Genomic DNA, 15722 nt, shown 5'->3' with positions numbered 1-15722 from the left:
AATGAGCGATTTGTTGCCCTATGAGGAAGTAAGCACTGGCGCCAAGCCCACCGCCAGCGTGATCTGGCTGCACGGGCTGGGTGCCGATGGCAGCGACTTCGTGCCTGTCGTACCCGAGCTGGGCTTGCCGGACGATCTGGCGGTGCGTTTCATCTTCCCGCATGCGCCGCATATGCCGATCACCTGCAACAACGGCTATGTGATGCGCGCGTGGTATGACATCGTGTTCTTCGACCAGATCAACCGCCATGCGGATCGGGCCGGCGTGCTGGCGTCGGTGGCGCAGATTCGCGCACTGATCGCGGCAGAAAACGCACGCGGCATTCCATCATCGCACATCGTGCTGGCGGGTTTCTCGCAAGGCGGCGCGATTGCCTATACCGCCGGCCTGACGCACCCCGAGCCACTGGCCGGCATCATTGCGCTGTCCACCTATATCCCTGCGCCCGAGCTGCTTGAAGGCGATGCGCTGGCGGCCAATCACGCCACGCCGGTCTTTGCCGGGCATGGTACGGCAGACCCGGTAGTGCCCATGCTGCTGGGCCAGCAGGCCATGGAAACGGTACAACGGCTGGGCAACCCACTCAGCTGGCATACCTACCCGATGCCGCACTCGGTATGCCTGCCGGAAATCCAGCACATCGGGGCCTTCCTCGCCAAACAACTGGCTTGAGCGAACCAGACCGATAAAAAAACGGCGCCATGGGGCGCCGTTTTTTTATCGGGTATTGCGATCAATTCTCCTGCCGCAACACCTGCACGCTAACCCACGTCCATTCGACGCCCTTTTCCATCACCTGACCGAGGCTGACGGTAAACACCCGATCACGTGCCTGCACACGATAGATGCGCCCCAAACCATAGTCGGCCGAGCGGATCAGCAGGGTATTGATGTTGGCACCATCGACCTGATGCGGGATATACAAGGCAGTGCGCATGTTCGGCAGCTCGACACCGAATGGCGTCATTTCGGTGACCGAAATCTGTTCCAGCCGGTCCTGCTCGGCCGAATTCATGTTCACCGCTACCGGGGTGGTGGAAAGCACCTGCACCCCGGCATACACCTCATCGTCGTTCTTGCGGCTCAGCCGCCGCACTACGGCGATCTGCCAGTTTTCGCTACCGCCAAGACGAACGGCCAGCAATAGGCCTGGGCGCACCCACTCGTTCTCGGAGAAGCGCAGCAAGGCGCCATAACCACCATCCGATTCGTTCTCTATGGTCCAGGTGGCCCAATCCTGCTGCTTGGTCGGCACGGTGTAGGGATTGTGCAGCTGCTTGGACCGTGTGCGCGACGACACGAAACCATACAAGCGCATGTCCATGATTTCGTCGTAATCGACCTGGGTCTTGGTCTCGGTCGGCTGGCGTGAATACTTGTCGTTGTCGGCACGCACACAGGCATAGATGCGCTCAAGGCCATAAACCACATCGGCAGCCTTGCGCACCTCGCGCCGCTCGCTGCGATTGATCTCCGAGTTGCGGATCGCCATGGTCCAGAACATGTCCAGATGCTTGAGCAGCTCCAGGCTGGCCGGCGTGCGGATATCGCTGCCCAGCCCCAGATCCTTGGGGGCGACCCCCTGCTCCAGCCGGCGCAGCACGTCCTGCAGATCGGCCATCAGGTCAAACAGGCTCCAGTAGCGAAAAGGCTCGCCGGCCGAGTCGGGCTGGATTTTCTGCGGGCCGGATGATTCCTGCAGGTTGATGCAGAAATGATGCCGTTCCTGCTGGTATTTGCGTGAGAGCTGGATTTGCTTCGACCATTGATCCAGCCAGTGGTCAGCCCAGTCGAGCTGGCGCACCGACAAATTGTTGCTGGACAGCGTGGCCAGCATCAGGATCTGGATGTATTCGTCAGCGCACGAGCTGATTTCATCCTGCCGGTGCGGATAGAGCTGGAACGGGTTGCTGTCAAAGCCATCCACCTCGGACAGGCGATACAGGCGATGTATCAGCGTCCACAGTTCGGTCGGCACTTTCTCGAAATGAAAATAATGCCATTTGGCCTGGATGGACAGGTAATGCAGGCTACGCGCCAGTACTTGCGGCATGCGCTCGTCAAAGCCGGCCTTTTCCGCCGAGCTGACTTCGTGCTGCACAAAGCGCTGGTACACCGATACCCAGGTCTGGGCAAAGCCGACGATGTCACGCCAGAGCTTTTGCTCGATTTCCTTGGACATGCGCGGGTTGGAAATGTACTGGTAGCACAGCGCATCAAATCCGCTTTGTGCCGCATCGTCCACCAGCATCACGGCCTGCAGCATTTCCAGGCCGAGCTTGCGCGGCACGTTCAGGAAGTCATCCAGCGCCTGCAACAGCTTGCTGCGCTGTGTGGCAGGATCGTCCTGCTCCAGTTTGGAGATCCAGGCACCGGCCTGCTTGAGGCCAAGGAATGGCGATTTGTCGCGGGAGAACAAACTACCGATCATGTCACGTATAAACTCTTCGTTAGCGAGGCGTTGTTGGAGCTAGCTCAGGCCGCAGCGCTGGCGGCCGACTCGTTGAGCCATGCCTGTGCGCCTTCGACATCGGTAAAGACTTCGATTTCCGCATCGGACAGCAACTGGTTCAGCCATGCCGACCAGGTAATCCACTGGTCGTTGGCCACCACGGCCACGCGCTGGAAATCACGCCGATGCGCACGCGTGAAGCGGATCTCTTCGATGGCCATGTCGAGGGTATAGCCCAGCATCTCGGTCAGATCAAAAAGCAGGTTGACCGCGCCATGAAAGCGCAACTCGTACAACACATCATTCTCGAACTCACGGAAATCGTGAACTGTAAGCTCACCGGCAACGGCAACGTAAATATAGTTCGGCTCGTGACTAATTGTAAGCATACCCCCTCCTGCGCACTACTTATTTCTGACCCCTACCTAGAATCAGCATAGCTTAAATGCCGGGAATGCGTCGGAATGGCCGCCTGCAGCCAACGACCATCTTTGCTGCAACCCGCATGCACAGTACAAACTGACATGATTCTAACGCATTCGTGGTGACGAATGGCGCAAAAGAAAGCGCTTTCACAGTTTGTTCAAATCAAGCAACAGTCTGCGCGTGTGCAGCGGCGTATCGGCCAGTATGTCGCCCAGTGCAGCCCGGATCAGCAACTTGCCTTGCGCGAGCGTGCGCTCGCTGACAAAGGCCCCCGCTGCGGCCTCGATCAGCGTTGCCCCATCGACAGCGATGCAGCCGGGCCGTGGCAAACCGACCCCCTGCCCCGGCAAAAAGCCATACTCACCATCGGCCCGAACCGGACTGCCGTCCTCGGCATGCCCCCAATCCGGCGCATATCCCTGAAGGCGCAGCAATTGCAATTCGAAACTGCGCAAGACCGGTTCCACGCCTGCACCGCTTAATGCAGCAAGCGACTGCACGGCTTCGAAATAACTGACAAACAATGCCGGGTCTGGTTCCTCGCGCGGCAAAAGTTTGAGCAGCAGCTCGTTCAGGTAGAAGCCGCACAGCAGGGGCAAGCCGGTCAGCTGTGGGGTGCCGCCCTGCCATTCTGCGGCATGCAGGGTCTTGACCTCTCCGCTGCCAAACCAGGACAACAAAATGGGCTGGAAAGCCAGTAGCACGCCTCGCAATTGCGAGCCCGGGCGCTGCGTGCCACGCGCCACCATGACGACGCGGCCATGGTCACGCGTGAACACCTCCAGCAACTTGCTGGTTTCGCGATAGGGATATTGGTGCAGGATGAACGCAGGTGCCGCATCGACGCGTGGCGCGTCGCCAGCACTTTTGCGTTTGCGCGGCTTTGCCGGCTTGCTCTGCGTATTACCCGCCATCGCCAGCCGCCGCGCCTGCCTTATTCGTAACCGAACTGACGGACCAGACGGGTATCGTCAGCCCAACCGCCCTTGACCTTGACCCACACCTCAAGGAACACTTTGGCGTCGAACAGCTTTTCCATGTCCTGGCGTGCCTCGCTGGCAATGCGCTTGAGCTTCTCGCCATTGCGGCCGATCAGCATGGACTTCTGGCTTTCGCGGTCAACCAGCACGGCAGCGTGGATGTGGCGCAATTCACGGCCGTCCTTGGTTTCTTCCTCGGTGAATTTCTCGATTTCCACCGTCATGGCATAGGGCAGCTCGTCGCCCATCAGGCGGAAGATTTTTTCACGGATCAGCTCTGCAGCCAGGAAGCGCTCGTTGCGATCGGTGACGTGGTCTTCGTCGTAAAACGGGCCGGACTGCGGCAGCATGGGTTCTACCGCCCCGACCAGCACGTCCAGCTTCTGGTCCTTGAGCGCAGCCACCGGCACGATGGCAGCAAAATCGCGCTGCTGCGACATGCTGGACAGGAAGGGCAACAGGCTGGCCTTGTCGGCGATCTCATCCACCTTGTTGACCACCAGCACCACCGGCCTGTCCTTGGGCAGCAGCTTGAGCACTTCCTGGTCGGCCGCGCCAAAACGCCCGGCCTCGATCACGAACAGGATCACGTCCACATCGGCCAGCGTAGTGGTCACACTGCGGTTCATCGCCTGGTTGAGCGCATTGCGGTACTTGGTCTGAAAACCCGGGGTATCAACAAAGACGAACTGTGCCGTTTCCGACGTAAGCACGCCGGTAATGCGATGGCGCGTGGTCTGCGCCTTGCGCGAGGTGATGCTGACCTTCTGGCCGATCAGCCGGTTCATCAAGGTGGATTTGCCCACATTGGGACGTCCAACGATGGCCACAAAGCCACAACGGTAATCACCCGCCTCATCGGCGGGATCGAGCAGCATTTCGCTCATGGTGATACTCCTGCCGGCAGGCTAAAGGCGCTTGCCGGGATAACGTTCTTTGAGTTGCTGCATGACCTGGGCCGCAGCACTTTGTTCGGCAGCGCGGCGGCTGGGGCCTTCCGCGTTGGCGCTGATCTGCAGCCCGCCCACTTCACATGCCACCTCGAACACCTGATTGGGCGATTCACCCTCCTGGCGCACGACCTTGTATTCGGGCAATTGCTGCTTGCGCGCCTGCAGCCACTCCTGCAGGCCGGTCTTGGGGTCCTTGAGCGCCTGCGACGGATCAATCTGGCCGATGCGTTCGTGGAACAAACGCATGATGGTTGCCTCGGACTGGGCAAAGCCACCGTCCAGCCAGATGGCGCCAAAAATGGCTTCCAGCGCATCGGCCAGGATGGACGGACGACGATGGCCACCACTCTTGAGCTCGCCCTCGCCCAGGAACAGGTAATCACCCAGCTGCAAGGCACTGGCGACCTCGGCCAATGCCTCCTGGCGCACCAGACTGGCGCGCAGGCGCGACAATTCGCCCTCGTTCAACTGCGGAAACTGCAAAAACAGTGCGCGTGCGATGGTGGCGTTCAGCACCCCGTCGCCGATGAACTCCAGGCGTTCGTTATTGGTAGACGAATGACTGCGGTGCGTCAGTGCTTGACGCAGCAAAGTCTGCTCTGAAAATGAATAACCGAGCGCCTTGCACAGGCGCTCGGTTGCAAGAATGACCACTTGTTCTGCTACGCCTTATTTTGAGCCGCCGCCCATCTTTTCATATTTGAAATTGAACAACAGGCTGACATTCCCGAACAGCGGTACGACCTTCTCGTAATCAACGGCCACCTTGGTATTGCCAGCGATCACCTGCACGCGCAAATCATTGGCGCCAATATCCTGAATGTTGCTGATCAATATCTGCTTGTCGAACGCGCTGCGTACGGCCGGGGCATCAGAACCGTTTTCATCCCGCACCACATTGTCGATCGCTTTCTTGACCGAGTAGTAATCGACATAAGCCGGGAACACCTTCATCACGAGCAGCGCGGCAAAAATGAACGCCATTGCGATAATGATGAAACCGACAAAGCTCACACCTTGCTGCTTGCGCATAACTGATTCCTCAATCCCTGCGTACTTGTTATTGAATGCGGGTGCCGATGCGCCCCAGTTCCTTCAGATTAAACCAGACAAAGAAAGCCTTGCCGACAATATACGAATCCGGAACAAAGCCCCAGTAGCGGCTATCACCGCTGTGATCGCGATTGTCACCCATCATGAAGTAATGCTTATCCGGCACCGTGCAGGTAAAACCACCCTCATCATAGCGGCAGTTTTCACGGTACTGAAAGTAACCGACATGATCAACCGCGACCGCCGGCTGATTGGGCACAGCCAGCGTGTGATACTGATGCTCGCCATAATGTTCAAGATACTGCTCATTGGCCACTTGCTCCGGCCCTTCCTGATAGGTGTGAGGACCTGCAGGCATGGTCGGCACTGGCTTGCCATTGATCGTCAACCGCTTGTTGTGATAGTCGACTACATCCCCGGGCACGCCGATCACGCGCTTGATGTAATTCAGCTTTGGATCTTCCGGGTAATTGAATACCATCACGTCGCCGTGTTGTGGTGTGCTGACCGGAATCACCACATCGTTCAGGATGGGCAGACGCAAGCCATAAACGAACTTGTTGACGAGAATGAAGTCGCCAACAACCAAGCCGGGACGCATGGATGACGAAGGAATCTGATAGGGCTCCACGACGAAAGAACGCAGCAGGAACACCACGAAAATCACCGGAAAAAAACCACGGCCAAACTCCACCCAGTCAGCCGGGGGCGCATCACCACGTTTTTTTGCCAGCATGAACTTGTCAAGCAACCAGATCACACCGGTAACCAGCACGAACAACAGCAGTGCCCAGGAAATCGACAACTGCTGTACCAGCACGATGAACGCGCCGATGATCACGCCCATATAGCCGTATTGCACGGCTTGCGGCGCCTCGCCATTTTTGCGCTCCTGTTTGGCGCCAATGCCGATCAGAACGGGGCTGAGGACGATGAATGCGATACCGATGTAAAGCCAGTTCATGCAGACTTCCTGTGTGTGCCGGGGGCGGGTTTATTTATCGCTGACCTGCAGGATGGCCAGGAAGGCTTCTTGTGGAATTTCCACATTGCCCACCTGCTTCATGCGCTTCTTGCCGGCCTTTTGTTTTTCCAACAGCTTTTTCTTGCGGGTAATGTCGCCACCATAGCACTTGGCCAGCACATCCTTGCGCATGGCCTTGACGTTTTCGCGCGCGATGATGGTGCCGCCAATGGCGGCCTGCACGGCTACGTCGTACATCTGGCGCGGAATCAGCTCGCGCATCTTGCTCACCAGTTCACGACCGCGATATACGCTGGAGCTCCGGTGCACGATCAGGCTTAACGCATCGACCTTTTCACCGTTGACCAGCACATCCAGCTTAACGAGGTCGGCCGCCTGGAATTCCTTGAAGTCATAATCAAGCGAGGCATAACCACGCGACACCGACTTGAGCTTGTCGAAGAAGTCCATCACTACTTCGGCCATCGGCATGTCATAGGTCAGCATCACCTGCCGGCCCATGTACTGCATATTGCGTTGCGCGCCGCGCTTCTGGTTGCACAAGGTCATCACCGCGCCCACATAATCCTGCGGCACCAGAATGGTCGAGGTAATGATGGGTTCGCGGATTTCTTCGTATTTGGTCTGCTCGGGCAGCTTGGACGGGTTCTCGATGTGCGTGACCGTGCCATCTTTCAGCACCAGTTCGTACACCACCGTCGGTGCGGTGGTGATGAGGTCCATGTCGAACTCACGCTCCAGCCGTTCCTGCACGATTTCCATGTGCAAGAGGCCCAGGAAGCCGCAGCGGAAACCAAAGCCCAGCGCCTGCGAGACTTCTGGCTCGAACTGCAGCGCGGCGTCGTTGAGCTTGAGTTTGGTCAGCGAATCACGCAGCGATTCATAATCGTGCGATTCCACCGGGTACAGGCCAGCGAACACCTGCGATTTCACTTCCTTGAAGCCGGGTAGTGGCTCGCTGGCTGGCACTTTGGCAATGGTGATGGTGTCGCCGACCTTGGCCGACGCCAGCTCCTTGATCCCGGCAATCACGAAACCCACTTCACCGGCGCGCAACACGTCGCGCTGCATCGATTTGGGTGTGAACACGCCGACCTGTTCGCACAGATGCTGCGCCTTGGTCGACATGAACAGGATCTTGTCCTTGGGGCGGATTTCGCCATCGACCACGCGCACCAGCATCACGACGCCAACGTAGTTATCGAACCACGAATCGATGATCAGTGCCTTGAGCGGTGCAGCCGGGTCGCCCTTGGGCGGCGGAATCTTGCTGATGACTTCTTCAAGGATGTCTTCGATACCGATGCCGGACTTGGCCGATGCGCGTACCGCGTCGGTGGCTTCGATGCCGATGATGTCCTCGATTTCCTGCGCCACGCGCTCGGGTTCGGCTGCAGGCAAGTCGATCTTGTTGAGCACCGGGCGCACTTCCACACCCAGCTCGATGGCGGTGTAGCAGTTGGCCACCGTCTGAGCTTCCACGCCTTGCGAAGCATCGACCACCAGCAGCGCGCCTTCACAGGCAGACAGCGAACGACTGACTTCATAGCTGAAGTCGACGTGTCCCGGGGTGTCGATCAGATTGAGGTTGTACACCTTGCCATCACGCGCCTTGTAGCTCAGTGCCGCCGTTTGCGCCTTGATGGTGATACCGCGCTCTTTCTCGATATCCATCGAGTCGAGCACCTGCTCGCTCATCTCGCGCATTTCCAGGCCGCCGCAAAACTGGATGAAACGGTCAGCCAGCGTGCTCTTGCCGTGGTCGATGTGGGCGATGATCGAGAAATTGCGAATGTGGTCCATGGACTTCCGTGTTACGAAAAAGGGGCACGCCACGCGTGCCCCGTTTGGTACTGTATGACGCGATCTTACCGGATTTTGGCCAAGCGTTCATCCAGCGCAGCCACATCCAGATGATAGTGGCAGATTTCCTCGCCCTGTTCGGTCTCCAGCACCGGCACCAACTCGCCATACCGGTCTTCCAGATCGTCATCATCGTCGATATCGATCCAGTTGATGATGAAACCGCGCAACGGGGCCAACTGGGCCAGCTGCTCGCGCATCACCGTGCACAGCGAGCAGTATTCGCGTCCATACAGCGTCAATGTCGTCATTTTTCTGCCTTGTTGTCCGGCGCCTTCAGCGTCAGGAACTGCGCCCCTTCGCCACGCTGCACCCGCAGCGCGATGGTTTCGCCTGCCTTCAGGCCGGTCAACGTACTGCGCAGTTGTTGCAGGCTGGTGACATCGTTGCTGCCAATGCCGACAATCACATCACCTTGTTGCAGTCCGGCACGGCCGGCAGCTCCGTTGGCCGCCTGCACCACCAGGCCAAACTTGATGCCCAGCTGCTTGAGCTCGCGTGCATTGGCTTCGCGCACCGACAGGCCAAAGCGGCCGCTGTCATCCTGGCGCTGGCTACCCTTGTACTCTCTATCCTTGGAGGCACGATCCGCGTTGTCCATCTGACCAACGGTCAGGGTGAACTCCCGGCTGGTCTTGTCGCGCCACACCACAACCCTGGCCTGACTGCCCGGCTTGGTCGCAGTCACCAGGCGCGGCAGATCACCCGGCGCATTGATGGCCTGACCGTTGAACTTCTGGATAATATCGCCCGGCTTGAGGCCAGCCTTCTCGGCCGGGCCGTCCTTCTCCACCGATGAAAGCAGCGCACCACCGGCCTTGGGCAGGCCAAAGCTCTTGGCCAGCTCTTCGTTCACGTCCTGGATGGCCACGCCGATGCGACCGCGCGTGACGTGACCGGTTGCCTTCAGCTCGTCGGCCACCTTCATCGCCACGTCAATGGGAATCGAGAAGCTCAAGCCCATGAAACCGCCCGAGCGGCTGTAGATCTGCGAATTGATCCCGACCACCTCGCCCGACAGATTGAACAGCGGGCCACCCGAGTTACCCGGGTTGATTGCCACGTCGGTCTGAATGAAGGGCACAAAGGTTTCATCCGGCAGGCTGCGGCCCTTGGCCGACACGATGCCGGCGGTCACACTGCTTTCAAAGCCGAACGGCGAACCAATCGCCGCCACCCACTCACCGACCTTGAGCTTGTCTGCACTACCCAGATCCACCTTGGGCAGATTGCTGGCCTCGATTTTCAGCAAGGCCACGTCGGTACGCGCGTCGGAGCCGATCACCTTGGCCTTGAACTCGCGCTTGTCGGTCAGTTTGACCTTGATCTCGTCCGCCTGCGCAATCACGTGCGCATTGGTCAGGATGTAGCCGGTTGATTCAATGATAAAGCCCGAGCCCAGCGACTGGGCCTGGCGCTCTTGCGGCTGGCCTTGCTGGCCACGCAGATTGGGCGGCGCCGGGAAACCGAAACGGCGGAACAGATCGAGCACATCATCGTCACCACCGAGGCCCTGCGCCTGTTCGGTGATGGTGGCCGTCGTCGAGATATTCACGACGGCCTTGCCTTCCTTTTCCACCAGTTGGGTAAAGTCCGGCAGCGATGCAGGGGTTGCGGCATGGGCGGCCACGGTCAAGCCAAACGCGAGCAGGCCGGGCGTGATCCAGTTTTTGATCATCGTGGGTTCTTCCTCTTGTCTTGCTGAGTCGTACAGAATTTCAGACAACATGAATACGCCGGATGGAGGCACGCAAGCACTGCATGCCTCAGCCGGCAAATGCACCGTGTTCGATGCAAATCGATGCAGTTTGTTCCCAACGAACGAAAGTTCGTGCAGTTGACACTACAGCAATCAGCGTGCGCGCCACTGGTAGAGGGTGGCAAACGCAAAAGCCGTTTCGGGCGGCACTTCACCCAGCACCGTCACCAGATAGGGGCCAACCTGGCGGGTATACAGATTGACCATGCCCTGATCGGACGGGCCCAGTGCAACCTTGGAATCAAACGGCTCAAGGAACACCGACACCGTGACTAGACCATCACCATACAACTGGTGCGTCACCGGTTTGTCGTGCCCCGGCATGGGCCGCTGAATCTGCCGCAGCAACTGGAAGCCCTGCGGGGCCACACGGATCTCCAGCTGGCGGTCGGCAAACACCGTATTGACCGGGTTGGCTTCCACCGGCACCGGCTTGAGCGGATGCGAGGGCTTGAGCAAACGGCGATTGACCGCCCCCATCTGCAGCTGCGAGAACACCTGCAGGTCGATCAGCTCGCGCTTGGTACCGAACATGGCCGCTTTCAACGTCAAGCCGGTATCCGGGTGCACCCAGAAACGGTGCAGGAAACGCAGCTTGTCTTTCGGTTCCAGATCGTAGATATCGGTATCGAAGCCAGCGACGCGCTCCCTGCCGACCAGACGGATCTGGTAGCCGGCCAGCAATTGCTCGGGTTGATCGGGCAACTGACGCGGGAAGAGCTTGTTGGCGTGATGCCGATCCAGCACATTGGGTGCCCCATCGGGCATGTACAGGCTGACCTGATCGCCAAGGCGCAGGTATTCACGCGCGCTGCCATCGAGCGACTCGCGCCGCTCGGCATCAAAGCTGCCGTCGCGCACGTGCACGACACGCACCGCTTCCATATGATCGGGGAACTGATGGATGTACACGCCCTGATAGGACACATCCTGCGGCGCGCGCGCCATGCGGTTCAGCAGCTGAACCGCTTCCGGCGTCGGCATCACTTCGCCTACGGGCGCCGCAGCAGCCGGCAATGCCATACCCAGCGCCAGCACCAGCGGTGCGCACCACTTCATGCCTGCCAACGCCATCATCGTGCCGGCGCTTCCTGATAAGAGACCGCCATAACGTCCTGGCTGGCGAAGACATTGCCGTTGTCAATGCGATGCGCGGCCAGATAGGCACGCAGGCGCGGGTTGTTGCCCGCCTGCGCCACCATGGGCTGAACCTGGCCGTTGACGGCTGCCTGTGCAGTGGTCTGCACGCTGGCCGGTGTCTGCGCGGCACCGCGATAGGCTTGCCAGCCCACCATGCTGACAAAGGCCACCGATGCAGCCACCGAGACCGGCGCAATGGCACGGCGGAGTATGTCGCGCTTGCGACGATGCGCCACCGGCGCAATCACGATGGGCTCGGCCGCCAGCCGTTCGCTGAAACGGCTCATGAAATCGGGGGAAAGAATCGGGTGTTCCTGCTTGAGGACATCACCGACCAGGTGCCATTGCTGCCAGTCGGCATGCAGCGCCGGATCGGCCTGCATGGCGGACAGCACTGCATCGCACTCCTGTGCGGTCAATTCGCTATCGAGCAGAGCGGAAAGTTTTTCTTTCATTGTTGATTAGCCTCTAAACGCGCTTTCAGGCAAGCCACGGCAGCGCAATGCGCATTACCAGCGACGATCCTTGCCAACGGTTTCCAATAGCGGTTTCAGCTTACTCGCAATTGCTTCACGAGCGCGAAAAATCCGCGAACGCACCGTACCGATCGGACAATTCATCGCCTCGGCAATATCCTCGTAGGACAGCCCTTCCATTTCCCTGAGGGTGATGGCAGTGCGCAGCTCATCCGGCAACGCATCCACAGCCTCATTGACGGTTGTGACAATCTGCCGGTTGGAGAGTTCAGATTCCGGCGTGTTGTGATCCGGTATTTGTGCCGCTGCATCCAGCGTCTCGCCATCTTCGTCCTCGAACTCGGCCGACAACTGCGGGCGGCGCCCCAGCGATGCCAGGTAGTTTTTGGCCGTATTGATCGCGATCCGGTACAGCCAGGTATAGAAGGCCGACTCCCCGCGAAACGACGGCAACGCGCGATAGGCCTTGATGAAGGCCTCTTGCGTCACGTCCTCTATTTCTTGCGGATCGCGGATCAGTCGCGTCAGCAGCCGGGCAATGCGCCGCTGGTACTTGGCCACCAGCAGCTCGAACGCGCGCTTGTCGCCGGCTTGCGCCCGTGCGACCAGTTCCGCGTCGATATCCCGTTCCGTGGGTTTGTCCAAATGCATACTCCGTAAGCCAGTGCGTTCATTACTGGGCTCGATTCGCACACATGTGGGGGCAAATCGCGCAATTGCAAGCACCGGCAAGGCGCCGATTCTGACCGAGCGCCGCAGGCGCGGCAAGCACGGCGGGTCTGTTATATTTACCGGTCTGACGGCAAGACGGAAACAAGCCATGCGGCAATTCGATGTATTGATTGTGGGGAGCGGCCTGGGTGGCATGACCATCGCGCTGCATCTGGCGGACAAACTCAAAGTCGGTCTGGTGACCAAACGGCAGCTGCGCGATGGCGGCAGCGGCTGGGCGCAGGGCGGGATTGCCGGCGTGCTCGACACGCAGGACAGCGTCGAGCTGCACATCAAGGATACCTTCGTGGCCGGCGCCGGCCTGTGCGATGCCGATGCCACACGCTTCATCATCGAGCACTCGAAAGAAGCCATCGACTGGCTGATCGCCATGGGCGTGCCGTTCACCAAGGACGACAGCGGCGACATCAATTACCACGGCTTTCACCTCACCCGCGAGGGGGGGCACAGCCACCGCCGCATCATCCACGCGGCCGACGCGACCGGCGCAGCCGTGATCGAGACGCTGGCCACCAAGGTTGCAGCGCACCCCAACATCACGGTACTGGAAAACCATATCGCGCTCGATCTGATCACCGCCAAGAAACTGGGCGATGCCGAGCAGCGTGCCTGGGGCGCCTATGTCTACAACATCGACACCGACAAGGTCGAGACCATCCGCGCCAGCCACACCGTGCTGGCCACCGGCGGTGCCGGCAAGGTTTATCTCTATACCAGTAACCCGGACGTAGCGACCGGCGACGGCATTGCCATCGGCTGGCGTGCCGGTTGTCGCGTGTCGAACATGGAATTCATCCAGTTCCATCCCACCTGCCTGTATCACCCGGATGCCAAATCCTTCCTGATTACCGAAGCGGTGCGCGGTGAAGGCGGCATTCTGCGCCTGCCGGATGGCACGCGCTTCATGCCCCAGCATGACGAACGCGCCGAACTGGCCCCGCGCGACGTGGTGGCACGCGCCATCGACTTCGAAATGAAGAAGGGCGGCTACGACTGCGTGTATCTGGACATCAGCTACAAGCCGGCGCGCTTCGTGAAGGAGCACTTCCCCACCATTTACCAGCGCTGCCTTGAACTGGGCATCGACATCACCAAGGAGCCGATTCCGGTAGTGCCAGCCGCGCACTACACCTGCGGCGGGCTGGTGGTCGACCTCAAGAGCCAGACCGACGTGCCGGGCCTGTACGCGGTAGGCGAAGTGGCCTGCACCGGCCTGCACGGCGCCAACCGGCTGGCCTCCAACTCGCTGCTGGAATGCATGGTGCTGGGCAAGGCCGCTGCCGAGGACATCCTGCGCCAGACCGGCGCCCAGCCGCCCAAGGTACCGGAGTGGGACGAAAGCCAGGTCACCGATCCGGATGAAGAAGTAGTGATCTCGCACAACTGGGATGAGCTGCGCCGCTTCATGTGGGACTACGTGGGCATCGTGCGCACCAACAAGCGGCTGGAACGTGCGCTGCATCGCATCCAGCTGCTGCAGAGCGAAATCCACGAGTACTACAGCAATTTCCGCGTCGGCAATGATTTGATCGAGCTGCGCAATCTGGTGACCACCGCCGAACTGATCGTGCGCTGTGCCATGGCGCGCAAGGAAAGCCGTGGCCTGCACTACAGCCGCGACTATCCGGGCATGCTGCCCGCCGCCGAGCCGACCGTGCTGGCACCGACGACCACCGGCAAGCAATAGTCCATGCTGCACACGCTGGCCATTGCCAACTATCGCTCGCTGCGCAACCTGATTGCGCCACTCGGGCGCTTGACGGTGGTGACCGGCGCCAACGGCAGCGGCAAATCCAGCCTGTACCGCGCACTGCGATTACTGGCGGAAACGGCACAGGGCGGCGTGATTCCGTCGCTGGCACGCGAAGGGGGACTAGACTCCACGCTCTGGGCCGGCCCGGAGACCATCAGCCAGGCCATGCGGCGTGGCGACGTGCCGCTTCAGGGCACGGTGCGCAACGAGCCGGTCGCACTCAAGCTTGGTTTTGCCAGCGAAGAGTTCGGCTATGCCATTGATCTGGGCTTGCCCATTCCCGGCCGCACCATGTTTGGCGGCGACCCAGCCATCAAGCGCGAGAGCATCTGGGCCGGCCCGCTCTACCGCCCTGCCAGCGCGCTGGTCGAGCGCAACAATGCCGTGGTGAAGCTGCGCGATGGCCGCAGCTGGCAGGTACTGCACCAGCATCTGCCCGGCTTCGACAGCATGCTGATGCACAGCGCCGACCCGGAGCGCGCGCCCGAGCTGTTGCGACTGCGCGAGCAGATGCGCGGCTGGCGCTTTTATGACCACTTCCGCAGCGATGCCGATGCACCGGCCCGCCAGGCGCAAATCGGCACCCATACCCCGGTGCTGGCCAACGACGGCGCCGATCTGGCCGCCGCGCTGCAGACCATACGCGAGATTGGCGATGGCGCAGCGCTGGATGCCACCATCGACGATGCCTTTCCCGGTGCGCGCATCGACATCGTCAGCCAAAGCGGCCGCTTTGCGGTGCAGATGTTCCAGCACGGCCTGCTGCGACCGCTGGGCACGGCGGAGCTGTCCGACGGCACCTTGCGCTATCTGCTGCTGACCGCCGCCTTGCTGTCGCCCCGCCCGCCCGCGCTGCTGGTGCTGAACGAACCGGAAACCAGCCTGCACCCTGACCTGCTGCCGGCGCTGGGGCGCTTGATTGCGCTGGCTGCCGAACGCACGCAAGTGCTGGTGGTCTCGCACGCGGCCAGGCTGATTGCCACGCTGGCGCGCAGCGAAGACTGTGTGGCCTTGCAACTGGAGAAGGAATTCGGTGAAACGCGCATCGCCGGGTTGGGCGATCTGGAACGCCCGGCCTGGAGCTGGCCAGCGCGCTGACCAGCAATGTTCACTTGCCGTTGATACCTACCCGGCGCATGCTGGGTCGGA

General features: G+C 60.2%; 16 protein-coding genes. 3 read left to right on the top strand and 13 right to left on the bottom strand.

Annotated elements, in window-relative coordinates:
* The first annotated feature begins 1 nt into the window (after window position 1).
* A complete protein-coding gene (locus B9A19_RS10550) occupies window positions 2–673 on the top strand; it encodes an alpha/beta hydrolase (protein ID WP_084090764.1) in 672 nt (223 codons plus the stop codon).
* A 61-nt stretch (window positions 674–734) separates the two neighbouring features.
* Here B9A19_RS10550 and B9A19_RS10545 read toward each other — a convergent pair whose 3' ends face one another.
* From B9A19_RS10545 to rpoE, 13 genes are all read right to left on the bottom strand, one after another.
* Window positions 735–2432, bottom strand: a complete 1698-nt coding sequence (locus tag B9A19_RS10545) for a cyclic-di-GMP receptor FimW-related protein (RefSeq protein WP_139798770.1) — start codon at window positions 2430–2432, stop codon at window positions 735–737.
* A gap of 44 nt (window positions 2433–2476) precedes the next feature.
* Window positions 2477–2842, bottom strand: coding sequence for a SpoIIAA family protein (locus B9A19_RS10540; RefSeq protein WP_084090762.1), 366 nt, complete (start codon window positions 2840–2842; stop codon window positions 2477–2479).
* Between the two features lie 183 nt (window positions 2843–3025).
* Entirely contained in the window at window positions 3026–3793 is a 768-nt protein-coding gene (recO, locus tag B9A19_RS10535) for a DNA repair protein RecO (RefSeq protein ID WP_084090761.1), read from the bottom strand.
* A gap of 20 nt (window positions 3794–3813) precedes the next feature.
* A complete protein-coding gene (gene era / locus B9A19_RS10530; protein WP_084090760.1) occupies window positions 3814–4746 on the bottom strand; it encodes a GTPase Era in 933 nt (310 codons plus the stop codon).
* Between the two features lie 21 nt (window positions 4747–4767).
* The gene (gene rnc, locus B9A19_RS10525) at window positions 4768–5466 is read right to left on the bottom strand and encodes a ribonuclease III (protein WP_084090759.1); all 699 of its coding nucleotides are present in this window, start codon (window positions 5464–5466) and stop codon (window positions 4768–4770) included.
* Window positions 5467–5481: 15 nt separating this feature from the next.
* Window positions 5482–5844 (bottom strand): DUF4845 domain-containing protein, encoded by a 363-nt coding sequence (locus B9A19_RS10520; protein ID WP_084090758.1) that lies wholly within the window; start codon window positions 5842–5844, stop codon window positions 5482–5484.
* A 28-nt stretch (window positions 5845–5872) separates the two neighbouring features.
* The gene (lepB, locus tag B9A19_RS10515) at window positions 5873–6829 is read right to left on the bottom strand and encodes a signal peptidase I (protein WP_084090757.1); all 957 of its coding nucleotides are present in this window, start codon (window positions 6827–6829) and stop codon (window positions 5873–5875) included.
* Between the two features lie 30 nt (window positions 6830–6859).
* Window positions 6860–8653, bottom strand: coding sequence for a translation elongation factor 4 (lepA, locus tag B9A19_RS10510; protein ID WP_084090756.1), 1794 nt, complete (start codon window positions 8651–8653; stop codon window positions 6860–6862).
* A gap of 65 nt (window positions 8654–8718) precedes the next feature.
* Window positions 8719–8964 carry a glutaredoxin family protein gene (locus B9A19_RS10505; protein WP_084090755.1) on the bottom strand — a complete coding sequence of 82 codons (246 nt, stop codon included), beginning with the start codon at window positions 8962–8964 and terminating at the stop codon, window positions 8719–8721.
* Entirely contained in the window at window positions 8961–10391 is a 1431-nt protein-coding gene (locus B9A19_RS10500) for a DegQ family serine endoprotease (protein ID WP_084090754.1), read from the bottom strand. Before B9A19_RS10500 ends, B9A19_RS10505 begins: the two co-directional genes overlap by 4 nt.
* A 174-nt stretch (window positions 10392–10565) precedes the next feature.
* Complete coding sequence (locus tag B9A19_RS10495) at window positions 10566–11549, bottom strand: MucB/RseB C-terminal domain-containing protein (protein WP_084090753.1); 984 nt, start codon at window positions 11547–11549, stop codon at window positions 10566–10568.
* Complete coding sequence (locus B9A19_RS10490) at window positions 11546–12067, bottom strand: sigma-E factor negative regulatory protein (protein WP_084090752.1); 522 nt, start codon at window positions 12065–12067, stop codon at window positions 11546–11548. The genes B9A19_RS10495 and B9A19_RS10490 overlap by 4 nt, the downstream gene beginning before the upstream one ends.
* Window positions 12068–12121: 54 nt before the next feature.
* Window positions 12122–12739, bottom strand: coding sequence for an RNA polymerase sigma factor RpoE (rpoE, locus tag B9A19_RS10485; protein ID WP_084090751.1), 618 nt, complete (start codon window positions 12737–12739; stop codon window positions 12122–12124).
* Window positions 12740–12908: 169 nt separating this feature from the next.
* Between rpoE and nadB the strand changes: the two genes are divergently transcribed.
* Complete coding sequence (gene nadB, locus B9A19_RS10480) at window positions 12909–14507, top strand: L-aspartate oxidase (RefSeq protein ID WP_084090750.1); 1599 nt, start codon at window positions 12909–12911, stop codon at window positions 14505–14507.
* Window positions 14508–14510: 3 nt separating this feature from the next.
* Window positions 14511–15671, top strand: a complete 1161-nt coding sequence (locus B9A19_RS10475) for an AAA family ATPase (protein WP_084090749.1) — start codon at window positions 14511–14513, stop codon at window positions 15669–15671.
* Window positions 15672–15722 lie beyond the last annotated feature (51 nt).

Origin of the sequence: Andreprevotia lacus DSM 23236 (assembly GCF_900176275.1) — a bacterium.
GTDB lineage: Bacteria > Pseudomonadota > Gammaproteobacteria > Burkholderiales > Chitinibacteraceae > Andreprevotia > Andreprevotia lacus.
This window is presented reverse-complemented; position numbering and strand designations above follow the sequence as displayed.